Source organism: Acetivibrio cellulolyticus CD2 (assembly GCF_000179595.2).
GTDB classification, from domain to species: Bacteria; Bacillota; Clostridia; order Acetivibrionales; family Acetivibrionaceae; genus Acetivibrio; species Acetivibrio cellulolyticus.
Map to the genome: position 1 here is coordinate 436,464 of NZ_JH556657.1, position 17,947 is coordinate 454,410.

The following is a 17,947-nucleotide window of genomic DNA, read 5'->3' on the forward strand; positions in this document are numbered from 1 at the left end:
CCTATTGAACAATCCATCTGACTAACCCCATATCAAACGGGTTAAGCAGATCCGGATGATATGGTATTACCCTAAAGGTATAACCATATTCTCCACCTTCAAACAGTTTAACACTTGCAGCGTAACTGTAAGTACCGTCGCTATTCTTTTCCTCAAGGCTCATATCGACAATTTCAGGGTTTTCAATACTGTTATTCTTACCTATACCTCCATAATATACCTGAACTTTGACACTTGAAGGATCTAGAGTGCCCAGATAAACAGAGGCATTGATCTTGATATTTTCACCTGATATAAAGTTCTTTTCCCTAAGTTGCTGGGATGACTTATCAGCCAGTATCTGAATCTGGGGCCAGAACTTCTCAACCTGTGATTTCCAATCCGATAGATCAACAGAAGACTTGTATTTACTGGATACAATTTTGTTAACCCTATCCATCGAAGTGACATAATACTTCGTGGTGTAATCCTGAACCATTCTGTGTGTGCTGAATAAACTGCTGTTTGTCTTTATTGATTCTTTCATAACAGCAACCCATTTTTCAGGAACTCCATTTTCATTTCTGTCATAGAACAGAGGCAGAATATGTTTTTCAAGAGTGTTATAAATAGATTCACTGTCAGCGTTATCCTGATAATGTTCGTTATCATAGAAGGTGTCGTCACCTATGGACCAACCATTCTTGCCATTATATCCTTCACACCACCAGCCATCTAAAACGCTGAAGTTGATAATACCGTTTATACAAACTTTCTGGCCGCTTGTTCCACTTGCTTCAAGAGGTCTTCTCGGATTGTTGAGCCAGATATCAACTCCCTGCACCATGTTTCTTGCAAGAGTCATATTATAGTTCTCAACGAGTATAACTTTTCCTACAAACCCTTGCTGCCTTGCGATGTCGTTAATATGCTTGATTATTTCGTGTGCAGGACCATCTGCAGGGTGTGCCTTACCCGCAAAAATAATCTGCATTGGTTTGTTTGGATCATTAAGTATCCTTTGAATACGTGCCAAATCTCTGAATATGAGATTGGCCCTTTTATAAGTTGCAAACCTTCGTGCAAAACCTATAGTTAAAGCATTAGAATCAAGTAAGCTATCTACCTGCCTGATGCTTTCAATAGATTCACCATTGGCGGCTCTTTGCTGTTTTAATTTTTCCCTTATAAACCCTATCATTTTTGTTTTTAAAACACAATGGGTTTTCCATAGCTCTTCATCCGGGATTTTATCAACGCTATCCCAAACTTTTCTGTCATAAAGATTATCCTTCCAGTCTTTATCCATATATTTGTCATATAGGAATTTGATACTTGGGGATAACCACGTAAGAGTATGGATACCGTTTGTAATGTGTCCGATAGGCACTTCATCTTCAGGTATTCCAGGCCAAACATTTTTAAAGATGTTCCTTGATACTGCTCCGTGAAGCTCACTAACTCCATTTTTCTGACCTGCAAGTGTTAATGCTAAAACAGTCATATTGAAGTTCTGGTGGTCACCGATTTTTAGACCGAGGTCTAAAAATTCATGTCTGCTTATTCCAAGAGAAGGCCAATAGTTACCAAAATATCTGTCTATCATCTCAAGAGGGAATACGTCATTTCCCGCAGGAACAGGCGTATGCGTCGTAAAAATGAGAGATGAGGACACTACTTCCTTTGCATGGTTAAAGGGCAGTTTTTTATCCTGAACGAGCCTTCTTATAAGTTCCAAGCCTAAAAATGAAGAGTGGCCTTCGTTCATATGGAAAACTGTTGCTTTAATATTCAGTGCATCGAGTACTCTTGCGCCTCCAATTCCAAGGAAGATTTCCTGCTGTATTCTTGTTTCCTGATCGCCGCCGTACAGCCTCGCTGTGAGAACTCTATCTTGTGGGCTGTTTTGTTCAACGTCAGTATCAATTAAGTACAGATTCACACGTCCGATTTTAACCTGCCATATTTTGGCGTAGACGACTCTTCCTGGCAATTCGACACTAATTTGAACTTGCTCGCCTTTTTGATTCAAAGCTGGTTTTACCGGAAGGTTAGAAATATTCAAATCATTAAATATGGTTTCTTGCCATCCCTCGCTGTTTATATGCTGGCTGAAGTAACCCTGCTTATAGAATAAGCCAATGGCAGTAAATGGTATACCAAGATCGCTGGCTGATTTACAGTGATCTCCGGATAACACACCAAGACCTCCGGAGTATACTGGCAAAACTTCATTAAGGCCATACTCAGCGGAAAAATATGCTACCATATGATCTTTTTTATCCGGGTAAGTTCTATTGAACCATGTATTAGTGTCATCCATATATGAATTATAGCTCTTAACAACGTTTTGATACCTTTCCATGTAATCCTTGTCATGAACTTTGTCTTCTAGTTTTTTCTGGCTTACTTCCTTCAAAAACCTGACAGGGTTTTTGTCCAGTTTTTCCCAAAGGGCAAGGTCAATTTCTCTATATAAGTCGATTGCATCAGAATTCCAAGACCACCATAGATTATACGCAATGTCCCTTAATTTAGATAATTCCTCTGGTATTACTGCTGTTACGGTTATTTTTCCAAATAGATACATAGGATCCCTCCATTTGATTATATGCTATATTATTATCCGAATTTCAATAATAAATAACATAAATATTTTATTACGTTCTTACTGAAAAAATAGCAATAATTTTATTACATGAACATGAACTACAAAAAAAGTATGTGAAACATATAGACTTTAATTAATTTTGGATAAGATTACCTAGATTCTTACCAAAAATAATATCACAAATTTTACTCTTTTGGTAGAGGTTTTTTAAAAAAAAATTAAATTATTATTATTTTCTTGTTTTATATTATGATGAACTTTGTGTATTTGCCTTATAGAGGCTAAATCCATTTTTTTCATCTTTTACTCTGCAAGCCCTTCCTTTAAATAGTATATAGGTTAGCAGCAGAATATCACCAATAGATCCGGCAACATTAATTAGTATGGCTAATAAAAATAAAAACAATCTCTGCTGTAATATATTGGCAACAATTATTGTGATCGCTGTAAGGCTAACTAGGGGAAATAACATAATTATTGTCATTTGCTGCAATGTAAATAGAGTTCCTGATATATCGGTAAGATATATACTAAAATGTTTGTACCCAAATTTTAATTTTGCGCCAAATATTTTATATGCAGCAGCATGCATTAGTTCATGGGCTAATACAACGGCAAAGGGGACTAGAAACACAAAGAAGATATTATTATTTTCCGTTAAGTATTCAATTTTCATTAACCCGCTGGATTCAGTTGGGATAATATCTGCAATAGCAAACCCTATAATAAAAATTATGAGGGAGAGCATATTAAATATAAAAGAGTTTTTTTTGTTTAGTCTAAATTCTGCTACTTTAGTCATAATCACATCGTTCCTTATATCTATAAAATACAGTACCTATAGTTGGCAATTAACTTGAAACTTATACATTTAACATAAGAAAATTTTCTTTGAGTTATTTTTTTAAGTGTGATTTATCTTTTACTTTTTTAAATTTGGATATACTAAAGGATGAATTGGCTTAAGAGTGCCTTTAGACACAAAGTATTGATATTAAAGGAAAAGTAATAGGAGGTGAATATGATGAAGGATAACAAAAAGAAGAAAGAACCTTGGGATGATAATCTTCCTAAGAATAAGGAGTATATAGAGGAGTTTTATAAAAAGAGTGAAAATGAAATAAAGAAGCAGTCAGGTGAAGGAAAAGTCAAATAAAATATGGATTTGTTTACAACCAATTTCTATTTTATCAAATTATTTCTATACTAAAATTATGTATTTTGAAAAAAATATAGCTATGATTAAAAGATTTTTTATTTATGGATTTGCCGGATGGAGCATGGAAATAGTTTGGACTGGGATGCATTCGTTAATAACAGGCGACCTGACATTGCAAGGATATACAAACCTTTGGATGCTGTTAATATATGGCTGCGCTGTGTTCTTAGAACCCATACATGATGTGTTGAGTAGATGGAGGTGGCAGGTTCGAGGGCTATTATGGGTAGTAATTATATGGGGTATAGAGTACACAAGCGGAATAATTCTATATAATATATTAGGTGTTTATCCTTGGTATTACTCTGGACCGTTCGCTATTGACCACCTTGTAAGAATAGATTTTGCGCCTGCATGGTTTGCAGCCGGGTTATTATTTGAACGTATGCATAAAGCACTAGATTCTATAAAAATTGTATGATAGATACTTTGTAATGGTGTATAGGGTTAAGGAATGCTGAAAACATAACTTCAGCTAATCTTAAGTAAAATTAGCTATGGTTGGGTGATGAAGCCATAGCTAATCTTTTACAAGGCTATTGTAGTTTATATGGAAAGCAGTTATAATTGTTTTATACCCATACAGAGTATAGGAGGAATGATGGTGGGAAACAATTTAGCAGATAATGAGTGTTGTGAGTCTAAAGAAGATATTCTTAAGAGACTTCGAAGGATTGAAGGTCAAATAAAGGGCATACATAAAATGATCGAAGAGGATAAGCAATGTGTAGATATCCTTACTCAGGTTGCAGCTGTGAGAGCGGCTACAAATAAGGTTGGCGGGATAATACTTCAAAGGCATTCAAAGACTTGCCTAAAGAATGCGTTAGATGGTGAAAGCAAGGAAGAGGTCCTTGACGAACTTGTAGATACAATACAAAAATTTTTAAAGTTTGTAGATTAGTGTTTCCCTTATTCAAATTTGGGTAAAAATATAATAACCTTTTAATTATTAGTCTTTTTATGACTTGGTTTCGTATAAATAGCTTTGAAAATAATACTTATTTAGGAGGAAAACTTATGGCAAGTGAAAATGTTACTGTCATTACGAAGGATAATTTTGAACAGGAAGTATTGAAATCAGAAAAGGCGGTTTTAGTTGACTTTTGGGCTCCATGGTGTGGACCTTGCAGAGCAGTAGGTCCAATAGTGGATGAGCTCGCAAGTGAATATAATGGGAAGGCAAAGATTTCAAAGTTAAATGTGCAGGACGAGAATGAACTTGCTGCTAAATTTAGAGTTATGAGTATACCAACAATTATGATATTCAAGAATGGGGATGTAGTGGAAAAAGTTGTTGGTGCCAGATCAAAATCTGAATTATCATCACTTATTGATAAGCACATATAGTTTAATCAAAGCAGTTAGTTCACTGAAACAATAAAAAATGAACTGTAGATAAGCCGCACAAAACAATTGTGTGGTTTTTTTATTAGGCTTCTTTCTAAGGAAGTGAAAGAGTCAAAAATACAGGGACGCGATGTCCCGGAGTTTTTATTTTTTGTTGAAAATATTAATATATTTTTTTATAAAAAAGGAGGATTTTGAAAAATGGTATTGAATAATATATTTGTACAATTATAAATATTAATAATGTTTTGGGATAAATAGGAGGAACCAAAAATGGCAGGAGAAAAAAGATTTGGTACATCGCTTTTTGGTTTTAAGCAATCAGACGTTAATTCTTATATTGAAAAGATATTGAGGGAATTTGATGATAAACTCAAAGAGAAAGAAAATGAAATAGCAGGGTTGAAAAATCAATGCAGAGAGTTAAGAATCAAATATGAGGATATAGCCAGGAAGACTGATCAAGTAGGTGAAGACAGAGCTAAAATTGCTGAGGTTCTGATCAAAGCTCAGGAAAAAGCTGAGACAATATTAGAGGAAGCAAGGAATCAATCAATTGAGGAGAGAAAGAAGCTTTCCGATTTGACAGAAAAGGAAAAGGAAAAGCTTGTAGATATAAAACAGGAAATCAAGACATTAAAACAGGATGTTTCTAGGGTTTTGAAGAAATATGAGGAAGAACTCAATAAGGTGTTTGAGTCTGCAGGAGAGACATATAGTTCTTTTGATACTGAGACAAAGTCTGAAAAGGCAGAAACTAATGACAACTCTGCAGATATCCTTGATGAAATAATGGAAGAGTTTGCTAACAAAGCAGCTTCTACTTCAGAAGAGAAATAGAGCAAAAAACAAATGTAGAAAGTTCAAAAATAATATATTGTAAAAAAATATTTTATTTAGTATAATTATTTCTAATAATTTAATATTTAAAAGACGATGACAGGGAAGAGTACATATTTGAATTTTCAAAGAGAGCCGGTGTCAGGTGAAAGATCGGCAAATGATTATATGGAAGGCAGCCCTTTAGTTTCACCTTGAGAAATGATGACCACTTATACAAGGTCTAATAATAGAGGATGACGTTTCCTTACGTTATAAAGGGTCAGTATTAAAATTGCATTTGTTAAGTTTAATGCATAATTTGATATTGAATGGAGAGAACACCATTATGGTGTTAATTAGGGTGGTAACGCGGATTACTTCTTCGTCCCTTTCAAGGGGTGGGGGAGTTTTTTTAATGCCTCAGAAAGTGCAGATGATCTAAATTTGTTTAGAAATACAAATATGGCAAGTTGGGCATAATTTAGTAGATACATAGTATTTATAATATTAAAGTTAATCGAGGAGGGTATTTATTATGGAAGAGATTTTGGAGATATTAGAGAAGAACAGTAAAGCGACTGATGAGCAAATAGCGGTAATGCTAAATAAAAGTGTTGAAGAAGTTAGAGCTGCAATCAAAAAATATGAGGAAGACAATGTAATTCTGGGTTATACTTCAATGATCAACTGGGAAAAGACCTCTAAAGAAAGTGTAATAGCTTTGATAGAAGTAAAGGTTACACCTCAAAGAGGCCAGGGGTTTGATAAGGTTGCGGAGCGCATTTACAAGTTTCCTGAGGTAAAAGCATGTTACCTTATGTCGGGTGGATTTGATCTGACTGTAATTGTAGAAGGTAAAACAATGAAGCAAGTAGCACTGTTTGTTGCAGAAAAATTATCTCCTTTAGATTCAGTGCTCAGTACTGCTACTCATTTCGTATTGAAAAAATATAAGGATAAGGGCGTTATTTTTGAGGAGGACTATAAGGACGACAGGGAGGCAGTGATATTATGAATGTGAGGGATATGTTATTGCCGACTGTGCGGGATCTGCCGCCCTCCGGTATAAGAAAATTCTTTGATCTGGTTAATGAAATGAAAGATGCTATATCTTTGAGTATAGGAGAGCCTGACTTTGTTACTCCATGGTGTGTTAGGGAAGCAGGTATATATTCACTTGAAAAAGGTCATACTCACTACTCGCCTAATTCTGGCTTTATGGAGCTTCGGGAAGAAATATGCAACTACTTGAAGAGAAGATACGGTTTAGTGTATGATCCTAAAACTCAAGTGATTGCGACTGTTGGAGGAAGTGAAGCTATTGACCTTGCATTGAGATCACTTGTTGGTCCGGGTGACGAAGTAATACTTCCAGAGCCTAGCTTTGTAGCTTATAAGGCTTGTACGGTTTTGACGGGAGCAACACCTGTCTTGATCAATTTGCGTGCTGAAGACCAGTTCAGGCTGACTCCTGAACTTCTTGAAAAGGCAATAACTTCAAGGACAAAAGTTCTTATATTGCCATTTCCTAATAATCCTACGGGTGCAGTGATGACAAAGAAAGATCTTGATAAGATTGTCGAAATTTTAAAAGACAAAAATATAATTGTACTCTCAGACGAAATATATTCAGAGCTTACTTATGAATGCGAACATGTATCGATTGCAAGCTATCCAGAGATGAAGGAAAAAACTATTTATATAAATGGATTTTCAAAAGCATATGCAATGACAGGTTGGAGACTTGGATATGCCTGTGGACATCCTGATCTCATTTCTGCCATGTATAAGATCCATCAATATGCAATAATGTGTTCTCCAACAACTGCACAATATGCAGCTATAGAAGCTCTCAGAAAGGGAGACGAAGATGTTCAGGCTATGAGGCGTGAGTATAACAGGAGAAGAAGAGTAATGCTCGATGGTTTTAGAAATGCAGGACTTGACTGTTTTGAGCCTTTTGGAGCATTTTACATGTTCCCGTGCGTAAAGTCTACAGGAATGAGTTCGAACGAATTTTGTGAGACCTTGCTAAAGGAAGAAAAGGTTGCTGTTGTACCAGGTTCAGCGTTTGGCGACAGTGGGGAAGGATTCGTCAGGGTTTGCTATTCAAACTCAATGGAAAATATAGTTGAGGCATTAAAAAGAATAAATAGGTTTGTTGAAAAAAGTAGATAAGGATTAGATTAAATGTACAAGATGATAGCCATAGACCTTGATGGGACTTTGCTTAATTCCAACAAGGAAATTTCAAAAGAAAATGAGAAATGTATTAAGTTAGCAATTGAAAAGGGTATAAAGGTTGTTATTTGCTCCGGTAGAATTTATCCCGGAGCAAAAATATATGCGGAACAGGTATCTTTAGTAGAGCCGTTGATAGTATGCAATGGTGCTGTTATTAGGGACCTTAAAACAGATGAAGTATATTATGCCAACCTGTTATCCAAGGAAGATTGTAATAGGGTCATTGATATATTGCACAGTGAAGGAATTTATTTTCATACCTACATTGATGACGTTATGTATGCGGAAAAACTTGATTATTCAGCATTGTATTATATGATTAAGAGCAAGGACTTAAGAAGGGATTTCCGCATTGATGTTAAAGTAGTTGAATCTGTTAAGGACATAATTGCCCAAAGCTGTGCAAGTCCAGCTAAAATTGTTGTAATGTCTTCTGAATCAGAGGCCTTGATGAGAGCTAGACAACTTGTAGATAATATTAAGACTGTTGAAGTGGTGAGCTCTAATTATGATAATTTTGAGGTTTTAAATTATGGTGTAGGTAAAGGTAAAGCTTTGGAAATTATTTCCCAAAAGTTATCTGTAAAAAGAGAAGAAATAATTGCAATAGGCGACAATGAGAACGATTACTCGATGCTTAAATATGCAGGTCTCAGCATAGCTATGGGTAATGCAGAGGATAGTATAAAGAAAATTTGTGATTTCGTAACGCTTTCGAACAATGAAAATGGTGTTGCCTATGGAATAAAAAAATTCGTACTATAGTTCATAGTACGAATTTCAAGTGTATATATAAAATTGTGCAGGATTAACTAATAATTTGTAGCGCTACATTTTATTTTCTAACATACTTAAATGACGTAATTGCTTCGGGTACTCAACTGAAGCTTCATGTATAGGACAATCAACGTATCAAGTTCCTGGCTGGTTGCTAATATTTCGCAATCGTCGCCGCAGTCCATAACATTATGCAACTGTTCTCTCAGATTTTCAATTCTACTCAAGGCATCGACCTCCAAAAACAAAAATGATTTATTAAGCATGGCCATGCTTTTTTTAATATATTTAAAACAAAAACTTGTATAGTAACAATCTACTGTGATAAAATAAATCTGCAAAGCATTTCCTTTGACTTTCATACATATTTTATAGCAACACTTTGTTGCTGTCAATAAAAAATACAAAAAAATGTAATCAAATTGTTGCATTATTATAAATATACAGGTAAAATATACTAAAATTGATTCTTGGGGTGGGAAAAAATGTCTTTTGCGTCGATGCTTAAACAACTTAGAGAACAAAGCCGGTTATCTCAGAAAGATATAGCCGACTATCTAGGCATTACGCGTCAGGCGGTTGCTTCCTATGAACTTGCCAAAAGAGAGCCGGATTATGAAATACTAAAAAAGCTTGCCGATTATTTCGGAGTTTCTATTGACTACATTTTAGGTAGAGCAAATTGTAGAGACTTAAACGCTCTTACAGTGGGAAATAATATTGATTTGATAAAAGGGAATTTTACATATAAGGAGCTTTCGCAGGATATCAGTATTAAAGTTGGAGCTTTGATTTTTCCTGATATGTTGGAGTTGTATGCAAAGGGAGAAAGAATGCCTTTTGTCGGTACTATCAAGATTCTTGCTAAGTATGCAAAAGTAAGAGACACATTCTTTTATAGCTATAATACTCCTGAAAGCTATGAAAAGGAAAAGGAGCTCTATCTGCTGGAAGTCAGTCAACAAAAGCAGACGGAGAAAAATGAGGACGCTCCTACTACATTGGACATATTTAGTGATGACATGAAGAACTGGATTTTAAAGGAAAGCAGCATTTCTTATATCAAGCTTGCAAAAGAGATTCAAGAGGCAGGACTTCCGGTTGAAGTATTGAAGCCGCTATTGGAGAGTATCAAGAGTAATAAAGATACAGGTTAGCTACGTGAAAAATCAGAATCAATATTTCAGCTATTTCTTAATGCTAAATAGCCGTGCAAAAAAGTGGAAGTGTTATTTTACTCATTATATTAGAATATGTGGACAATAAACTGTTAATGTTATAAAATTAGAAATATTTTATTTGAGGAATTTGCGGAGCAAATCTCCTAAAATAGAGCGGGACTAAATATACCCGAGTTTTTTTATGTTATGATATCAAAAATTATTCAAGGAGTTGGTAAAGTTGTTGGAGCTCGAACAGTTAAGATTGGAAATTGATGGATTTGAGAATACTTTAAAAGAAATGGGGGCTTCTCTTTGACATCGCTAGAATGAGTAACGATATTGAGGAGTTGGAACAGAAAGCATCCGAGCCGGATTTTTGGAATGATATTGAAAACTCACAAAAGGTTTTACAAAAAATAAAAACAATGAAAGAGAAGCTGGAAAGGTATAATAGGCTTACTCAGGAATGGGAAGATGCTAAGACGCTATGTGAGCTTGGATTGGAAGAGGATGACGAGAGTGTATTTACTGAAGTAGAAGATAGCTTTAAAAAGTTTAAAAAGGACTTTGAGGAACTGAGACTGGAAACTTTGTTGATTGGTCCTTACGATAAGAATAATGCGATATTAACACTTCATGCGGGGGCAGGGGGAACTGAGGCTCAGGATTGGGTTCAGATGCTTCTTAGAATGTTTACGCGATGGGGTGAAAGTAAAGGTTTTACAGTAAGAATTCTTGATTATCTAGATGGGGAAGAGGCTGGAATCAAGAGTGTGACTATAAATGTTATTGGTGAGAATGCTTATGGTTATCTAAAGTCTGAGAAAGGTGTACACAGACTTGTACGAATTTCTCCGTTTGATGCTTCTGGAAGAAGACATACGTCATTTGCATCTTGCGATGTTATGCCAGAGCTTAGCGATGATGTTGAAGTTAATATAAACCCTGATGATTTAAGAATTGACACTTACCGGGCAAGTGGTGCGGGAGGTCAGCATATTAATAAAACTGAATCGGCTATAAGGATAACCCATATTCCTACGGGAGTAGTTGTGGCCTGCCAGACTGAAAGGTCACAGTTCCAAAATAAGGATACAGCAATGAGAATGTTAAAATCAAAACTTCTCGAGATTAAGGAACGTGAGCAGAAAGAAAAGATAGAGGATTTAAAGGGAATTCAAATGGATATAGCATGGGGAAGTCAGATAAGATCATATGTGTTCTGTCCATACACGCTTGTTAAAGATCACAGGACTAATTATGAGCAAATAAATGTTGACAATGTAATGGATGGAGATTTAGATGGCTTTATAAACTCATACCTTGTATTTTCTAACTCAGAATCTTAATGCTTATCTAAGTGTGATGAAGTTTATACTTCTACTTGGCGGATTCATCAAAAAAGGAAGTTTTTTAACTTCCTTTTTTTACTCTATAAGAATTCCGGAGAAATACAGATCTTGTGGGGAGCAGGTTAAGTCTTGATTTTTCTCATCAAAGGAAATATAGATTGTTTGGTTTGAACGTTTGCCAGTTTTAGAACTGGTTGATACATTAAAACAAAATTTATCACCGCTTTGAGTTGAATAATCCAAAACTTCAATATCAGGATCAGAGTCAGTCATGAAATAATAATCTTCGATCTTTTGTATTAGGTCGTTAGTTGAAATATATTTCAATATTCTGGTACAATCGGTTACCGGGTCAACCTCTAGGTAGAAATAACCTGATTGTCCATCAGATTCTGCATAAATGGGAATTAAGATCTTTTCGTAATAATACTTGTTCCAATTTTCGTTCAAGTAATTAAAACTTTTAGGGAAATATACTTGAACATCATTCAAAAGATAATTTTCAAGAAAGTTCTGGCATTCTTCCTTTATACTTTCAGTATTAAACTTTCTAACAAAATCGATACTAAAATCCTTTTTAGATGGTGTTACCTGAAGGTAATAAACTTTGGTTGTTGGTTCAGAAATCAATGTGTCTGAGTACTTAATTGATATAGTCATATCGTTGAAATTTACTGATATATCTTGTATATACTTTCCTTTAAAGATATTTCGAAGCTTTTCTTCAGCAGACTTTGCTATTTCAGGGTTTAGAACACGGCTGGCGACTTCAATTTTCTTGTTGGTGTAATCAAAAACAAGCCTGTAAGCACCAGCTTCGTCGCTATTGTTTATATAAATAAGCACATCTTTTTCAGAGGTTAGGTTTTTAGCGAAAGTAACAACTGTGGATTTGCCTAAAGCATCCTTGAAGAAGTTTTCAATAAATATTATTTTATTATTGCGCTTGTCACTCGAATGCAAGCTTTTATTGTATTCCTTAGTATCCTCGATACAGAAGCTTTTACTCATAAAATCCAAAATATAATTTAAATCCCTATCGGCTAAAACACCATCCTGAAAAAGATACTCGCTAGCGGAAATATACAATGAGTTAATCTTATTGTCCCTGACAATATCAATGGAATAACACATTTTGTATCTGTCACCTTCATCAAGATAATTTACCAGTTTATATATCATAGTAAAGTCATTATATGCATCGATACTGCTTTTTAATACCTTAAAAGTCTTACCTGTGTAAGGTGCTATGTAGTTTTTAAAATATTTATCCAGACTGCTGGAATCATAGCCGGTCGTATACCTTAGTAACTCTGCAGCAGTGAGGTTTGATGTGTATTCTGATTCATTTATAACTATATCTAAAGGTCCTGAAAAGTTTGGATTGGTAATTTCAAAGCTGTCATAATTTATATCTTGCGAGTTATCCTGAATACTCCAGTCGTCAGGATAGAATATTGAATATCCTTTGCGATCATTTGAGAACTTCACAAATGAGATATTACTATTGGTGTTATTGCTATTTTCTTGTGTTGTAAACTCAAAAGACGATACTATTTTAAGAAACTCATTTGAAATGCTTTCTGATGGCTTTTGTATCAGGCTGTTAAGTTCTATCGTATAAAACCGGAGTCCATTGGCTATAAAGTAATCAGTTATATATTCTTTTCTATTGTTGTTATCAGTTTCGTAGTTAAGAACAATAAATTCCTTGCCATTTATATTTTGATTATTAATGTTGTTGACTTTTATTTTATCATTATAATAAGACTTGAGAGCATTAATTTTTTTTAAAATTCTATTTGGATTTGCGGGTGAATGTTCTACTGATATTGAAATAAAGTTATTGTGGTCGATTTTAAAACTTCTATAGCTATTGTTATCAATAAAATTGTTTTGCAAATAAGGTACGAAATTGGATGGATATTTGATCTTATAAAGGTTTAAGGGATCTTCCAAAACAGTATACTTGATTTCAGATGCTGATAAGGAAGGGTATATACCGCTGTTTGCAGCACTAATTGCAGTGTTGTCATGAAGAACTTCAGGAACACTCTGCTGTGTAGGAAGATTTGTGATAGATAGCCCTTTTATTAATTGGAGTATATTATTAATGTTGCTATCATTAAGAGCACCCTTTTCCATTGTGAAGGTCAGTGAATATATTGACTTATTAATATAAGCTGGTATTGTTATAATTATGTTAACATCCTCTATACTTGAAAATTTGCTGGAAGTTATCGTATTAAACAAAATAATATTTGAATCTTGTCCAAACAAGTTCTCTGTGTATTGCTTAATAATTTTAATATTTGATTCACTGAGAGTACTATCCAGATTGCCGAAAAGAAATTCATTTTTGTATGAATCCAAAAGGGAGCGAAAATAACTTTGCTTATACTCTACAATGCTGTCAAACATCTCACTATCTGAAGAAGTATAATCAGATAAAAGGAATCGCATGTTCTCTAGTGAGGATTTGTTCACAACATCACAGATAATTGAAGCAGAAAAAGTATTGTCATTGTTTATCACAGAAACAGAACTAGCATCAAAATTATCATAGGAATCATCAAGATTAAAGTAAAGATTATCTGGTATATTCAAAGTATAATTGCATTTTTTGTTCGTGAAAGTATCTAATTTACCGTTTTCTGGAAAGAAATAAAGAATATTTGCTTTTTGGTCATATTTTATGTTAACGTTATATTCCTTCGTTATAAAACTGAAAGGAAAGTATACTTTATCACAAATTAGTTCCGGTAGATTGTGAGTAATAGAGGTCGGTTCTATTAAAGAGTAGTCATATTTTTTTATTTCAAAATTCTTTACTAAATTGTTATTTTCTAAGGTCAGAGCCGTATTCGAGGGGTCAATTTTGCAAGCTGTGCCAATTACAGCAGTAAGCTCTTCTGCATTAATAAAGAACTCATTGCCTCGAACAATAATTTCCTGGCTCAAGTCGAAGAAATTTTCATTGTAGAATAACTTTAATGAATTTCCAGCATATGTATTTATTGCAGATACTACAGTTAGCAACATAATAAGAATAACAAAAACTACCTTTTTCATAATAACACAACCTCGATATGTATGATTATACATGTATTTTTATTTAAGAATTATTTTGGATGTCGAATTTAAAATAAACTTTATATATTTTAGCCAAAGCTGTATTTTCAGCATTCCCAAATTAACATTTTATATATGTATCATATCAGAAGTTTGGGTACTAGACAATAAGCGTAAACTGATTGTAAAATAAGTGAAATAAATGCTTAAGACAACTTTAGTGTTAGGTTGGTGTTATATCCATAAAAGTGTAAATATGGAGTGTTAATATAATAAATTATGGCAATAAAGTTTTAAGACGAACCTGTATATATATTTTGGTTTGTGGTATTATTAAAAAAGTAATTGGCTTAGCTTGTGAGGGGGTTTTTGAAAATGAATGCGGGAATAATTGGTGCAGGAAAGCTTGGCAGCGCTTTAGCTATAGCGTTAAGTAAAGCTGGATTTTGTATTTGCGGAATTTACAGTAAAAGTGAAGAATCATGTCAATTACTTTGCAGGAAACTAAATATAGATGTAGCAAACAACTTGGGTACAGTTGTCCGAAAGTCTGATGTTATTTTTGTTTGTCTTCCGGACAATGATATAGAGAATATGGCTTTAAGAATTGCATCGCATTTTGAGCCGGAATTGATTCGAAGTAAAGTTTTCTTTCATGTTAGTGGCGCTTTGACTACGGAGGTGTTAAAGCCTTTAGAGAATTTAGGAGCATTTACTGGTTCTTTTCATCCTATACAGACTTTTGCAGATAGGGAAAATGGCTGGGAAAAGCTTTATGACTGTTTTTTCGGATTTGAAGGATGCAATGAGGCGGGGGAATGTGCGGAAACGATTGTTGGCAGATTAAATGGCAGATTAATCTTTATAAGCAAAGAACATAAACCTTTATACCATGCTGCTGCATGTATCATATCAAATTACACAGTTACACTTTTTCACATTATGTTTAAAATGCTTATTAGGACAGGCATGAATGAAGATGCAGCAGTTAATGCTTTTATGCCTCTTTTGAAGAATACAGTGGATAATATTGAAGGGCTTGGATATATTAGTGCTCTGACAGGGCCAATTTCTAGAGGAGACCATAAGGTTGTTGAGCAGCACCTTAAGTCACTTTCATATGAAATTCCAGAGGTTGAGGATATATACAGGTTGCTTGGAAGAGAAACTGTTGATATAGCTCTAAAAAAAGGTAATCTTAATGAAGAAGATGTGCTCAGGTTAAATGGGGTGCTTGGAAATAAGGGATAGCGAAAGGGGAAAGATAAAATGGATGCAGAATCGTTGAAAAAGATGCTTGAAGATGTTAAAAATGGACAGCTAAGTGTAGAAGAGGCTTTTAATGACCTCAAAAAGCTGCCATTTGAAGATCTGGGCTTTGCAAAGGTTGACCATCACAGAAATCTACGGAATGGCTATCCTGAGGTTATTTACTGCCAGGGCAAGACTCTTGAGCAAATTAAGATGATTGTAGAAAAACTAATGCAAAAGAACAATAATATTATGGCTACAAGAGCATCACGGGAAGTTTTTGAAAGTATACGTCAGATAACAGAGGATGCTGTTTATTATAAGGATGCGAGAATTGTTGTTGTTAAAAAGAGGGATATACCAAAATCCCAAAGGATGATTGCTGTAGTTACGGCTGGAACATCTGATATACCTGTTGCAGAGGAAGCAGCAATCACATGTGAAACTATGGGACAGTGGGTTGAAAGGATATATGATGTTGGTGTCGCTGGTATTCACAGGTTGTTTGCCAGAACAGATATTATTATGAAAGCCAATGTTGTTATTGTGGTAGCAGGAATGGAAGGGGCGCTTGCAAGTGTTGTCAGCGGCTTGGTTGATAAGCCTGTGATAGCAGTTCCAACCAGTGTTGGGTATGGGGCAAATTTTGGAGGTTTGTCTGCGTTGCTCACGATGCTTAATAGTTGTGCAACCGGTATTGGAGTAGTGAATATTGATAATGGATTTGGAGCAGGCTTTCTGGCGGCAATGATTAATAAACTCTAGAAGGGATTGGACTTTTTAATATGAGAGTATTATATTTTGACTGCTTTTCTGGTATTAGTGGAGACATGGTGCTGGGGGCGCTTCTGGACCTTGGTGTTAACGCACAGGATTTTAGAAGGGAATTAGGCAAGTTAAACCTTTCAGGATATGACATTGTTATAGAGAGAAAGGTTAAAAACTCAATTACTGTAACTGATGTTGATGTTATTTTAGATGAAGATTCTCAAACAATACATAGCAAAGGAAATGAACAAGGGCACAGTGAAAACTTGAACCACTGTAGCCATAATAATTCTGTTGGACATTTCCACAATGACCATGAGCATCAGCAGCATTGCAACCAAAAACATCAAAATCAACATGATCATGATCACAATGCCCGAAATTTAAAGGATATTGAAATACTGATAGATGCAAGTGATCTAAAAAATACTGTAAAGGATTTTAGTAAAAAAGTCTTTAGAGAAATTGCAAGAGCGGAAGCTAAAGTGCATAACAAGGCTATTGAGGAAGTACATTTTCATGAAGTGGGAGCTGTTGATTCAATTGTAGATATAGTAGGCACGGCTATATGCCTTGATTTGCTTGGAGTAGATAAAGTTTATTCTTCTCCTCTTCATGATGGGACAGGCTTTATTGAATGTCGTCATGGGAGACTTCCTGTTCCTGTACCTGCTGTTATGGAAATGCTTACCGATGGTAATATTCCTTATATTGCAGAGGATATAAATACCGAACTTGTTACGCCTACGGGGATTGGAATTATAAAGTGCCTTACAGAGGACTTTGGAAGTATGCCTGCACTCATGGTAAACAAGGTTGGCTATGGAGGAGGAAAGCGGGATACAGGACGGCTGAATGCACTGAGATGTATTCTGGGAACTATGGCTGAAATGACTGACACCAGAGAGGAGATAATTGTCCTTGAAACAAATATTGATGATATGAGCCCGGAAGTGCTTGGGTTTGTGATGGATAAACTTTTTGAACAGGGGGCATTGGATGTATTCTATACTCCGGTTTATATGAAGAAAAACCGCCCTGCTGTTGTACTTACGGCATTGTGCAAAAAGGATTCGGAACAGGTTATTGTGGATACAATTCTTAAGGAAACTTCATCTTTAGGGATAAGAAAAACTATCTCAGAGAGGTATACAATGGACAGGGAGATAGTTAAGGTGAATACGGAGTTTGGTGAAGTTGGGGTGAAGGTTTCTAGTTTTGGAGACTTTAAGAAGTTTGCGCCGGAATATGAGGATTGCAGGAAAATTGCCATAAGTAATGATATACCGCTCTGGAAGGTTTATAATGCTGTATATAAAAAAGGTATTTAGGAGATAAA

At 35.0% G+C, this 17,947-nt stretch carries 17 protein-coding genes and 1 other annotated feature; of the genes, 13 read left to right on the top strand and 4 right to left on the bottom strand.

Translation table 11 applies throughout. The features are described from left to right. Nucleotide 1 precedes the first annotated feature (1 nt). Complete coding sequence (gene glgP, locus ACECE_RS0213940; RefSeq protein WP_010248257.1) at nucleotides 2–2,569, bottom strand: alpha-glucan family phosphorylase; 2,568 nt, start codon at nucleotides 2,567–2,569, stop codon at nucleotides 2–4. A gap of 268 nt (nucleotides 2,570–2,837) precedes the next feature. Then, complete coding sequence (locus tag ACECE_RS0213945) at nucleotides 2,838–3,392, bottom strand: DUF3267 domain-containing protein (protein WP_010248261.1); 555 nt, start codon at nucleotides 3,390–3,392, stop codon at nucleotides 2,838–2,840. Nucleotides 3,393–3,611: 219 nt separating this feature from the next. Here ACECE_RS0213945 and ACECE_RS32085 point away from each other — a divergent pair, with 219 nt between their 5' ends. The 8 genes from ACECE_RS32085 (at nucleotide 3,612) to ACECE_RS0213990 (ending at nucleotide 8,990) form a co-directional block, all read left to right on the top strand. Beyond that, nucleotides 3,612–3,746, top strand: coding sequence for a hypothetical protein (locus ACECE_RS32085; RefSeq protein WP_268871017.1), 135 nt, complete (start codon nucleotides 3,612–3,614; stop codon nucleotides 3,744–3,746). Nucleotides 3,747–3,828: 82 nt separating this feature from the next. Beyond that, a complete protein-coding gene (locus ACECE_RS0213955) occupies nucleotides 3,829–4,230 on the top strand; it encodes a putative ABC transporter permease (protein ID WP_026073843.1) in 402 nt (133 codons plus the stop codon). A gap of 180 nt (nucleotides 4,231–4,410) precedes the next feature. After that, nucleotides 4,411–4,713: a metal-sensitive transcriptional regulator gene (locus tag ACECE_RS0213960; protein WP_051033560.1), complete on the top strand. Its 303-nt coding sequence runs from the start codon at nucleotides 4,411–4,413 to the stop codon at nucleotides 4,711–4,713. A 116-nt stretch (nucleotides 4,714–4,829) separates the two neighbouring features. Next, nucleotides 4,830–5,159, top strand: coding sequence for a thioredoxin (gene trxA / locus ACECE_RS0213965; RefSeq protein ID WP_010248269.1), 330 nt, complete (start codon nucleotides 4,830–4,832; stop codon nucleotides 5,157–5,159). Nucleotides 5,160–5,432: 273 nt separating this feature from the next. Next, entirely contained in the window at nucleotides 5,433–5,999 is a 567-nt protein-coding gene (locus ACECE_RS0213970; RefSeq protein ID WP_010248272.1) for a membrane protein, read from the top strand. An 87-nt stretch (nucleotides 6,000–6,086) separates the two neighbouring features. Further along, nucleotides 6,087–6,374 (top strand) — a binding site (T-box leader). A gap of 142 nt (nucleotides 6,375–6,516) precedes the next feature. Continuing rightward, on the top strand, nucleotides 6,517–6,996 hold the full coding sequence (locus ACECE_RS0213980; protein ID WP_010248275.1) for an Lrp/AsnC family transcriptional regulator: 480 nt from the start codon (nucleotides 6,517–6,519) through the stop codon (nucleotides 6,994–6,996). After that, nucleotides 6,993–8,159, top strand: coding sequence for an aminotransferase class I/II-fold pyridoxal phosphate-dependent enzyme (locus ACECE_RS0213985; RefSeq protein ID WP_010248278.1), 1,167 nt, complete (start codon nucleotides 6,993–6,995; stop codon nucleotides 8,157–8,159). The genes ACECE_RS0213980 and ACECE_RS0213985 overlap by 4 nt, the downstream gene beginning before the upstream one ends. Nucleotides 8,160–8,171: 12 nt before the next feature. Next, nucleotides 8,172–8,990, top strand: coding sequence for a Cof-type HAD-IIB family hydrolase (locus tag ACECE_RS0213990; RefSeq protein WP_010248281.1), 819 nt, complete (start codon nucleotides 8,172–8,174; stop codon nucleotides 8,988–8,990). An 86-nt stretch (nucleotides 8,991–9,076) separates the two neighbouring features. On the opposite strand, the gene ACECE_RS27570 is transcribed toward ACECE_RS0213990, so the two are convergent. Then, the gene (locus ACECE_RS27570; RefSeq protein ID WP_010248284.1) at nucleotides 9,077–9,229 is read right to left on the bottom strand and encodes an aspartyl-phosphate phosphatase Spo0E family protein; all 153 of its coding nucleotides are present in this window, start codon (nucleotides 9,227–9,229) and stop codon (nucleotides 9,077–9,079) included. 258 nt (nucleotides 9,230–9,487) lie between these two features. Here ACECE_RS27570 and ACECE_RS0214000 point away from each other — a divergent pair, with 258 nt between their 5' ends. Both ACECE_RS0214000 and prfB read left to right on the top strand, forming a co-directional pair. Continuing rightward, on the top strand, nucleotides 9,488–10,159 hold the full coding sequence (locus ACECE_RS0214000) for a helix-turn-helix domain-containing protein (RefSeq protein WP_010248289.1): 672 nt from the start codon (nucleotides 9,488–9,490) through the stop codon (nucleotides 10,157–10,159). Between the two features lie 244 nt (nucleotides 10,160–10,403). Continuing rightward, nucleotides 10,404–11,514, top strand: a protein-coding gene (gene prfB / locus ACECE_RS0214005; RefSeq protein ID WP_205410185.1) for a peptide chain release factor 2 whose coding sequence is annotated in 2 segments (ribosomal slippage) — nucleotides 10,404–10,478 and nucleotides 10,480–11,514 — 1,110 coding nt in all. Because the reading frame shifts where the segments join, the coding sequence is not laid out codon by codon here. 78 nt (nucleotides 11,515–11,592) lie between these two features. On the opposite strand, the gene ACECE_RS0214010 is transcribed toward prfB, so the two are convergent. Continuing rightward, entirely contained in the window at nucleotides 11,593–14,589 is a 2,997-nt protein-coding gene (locus ACECE_RS0214010; RefSeq protein WP_010248295.1) for a hypothetical protein, read from the bottom strand. Nucleotides 14,590–14,964: 375 nt separating this feature from the next. On the opposite strand from ACECE_RS0214010, the gene ACECE_RS0214015 reads away from it, so the two are divergent. Genes ACECE_RS0214015 through larC form a run of 3 tightly spaced genes read left to right on the top strand, consistent with a single transcriptional unit; the run spans nucleotide 14,965 to nucleotide 17,939 of the window. Beyond that, complete coding sequence (locus ACECE_RS0214015; protein ID WP_010248297.1) at nucleotides 14,965–15,840, top strand: Rossmann-like and DUF2520 domain-containing protein; 876 nt, start codon at nucleotides 14,965–14,967, stop codon at nucleotides 15,838–15,840. Nucleotides 15,841–15,858: 18 nt separating this feature from the next. Next, nucleotides 15,859–16,605, top strand: coding sequence for a nickel pincer cofactor biosynthesis protein LarB (gene larB, locus ACECE_RS0214020; protein ID WP_010248300.1), 747 nt, complete (start codon nucleotides 15,859–15,861; stop codon nucleotides 16,603–16,605). 20 nt (nucleotides 16,606–16,625) lie between these two features. Then, complete coding sequence (gene larC, locus ACECE_RS0214025) at nucleotides 16,626–17,939, top strand: nickel pincer cofactor biosynthesis protein LarC (protein WP_010248302.1); 1,314 nt, start codon at nucleotides 16,626–16,628, stop codon at nucleotides 17,937–17,939. The last annotated feature ends 8 nt before the right edge of the window (nucleotides 17,940–17,947 follow it).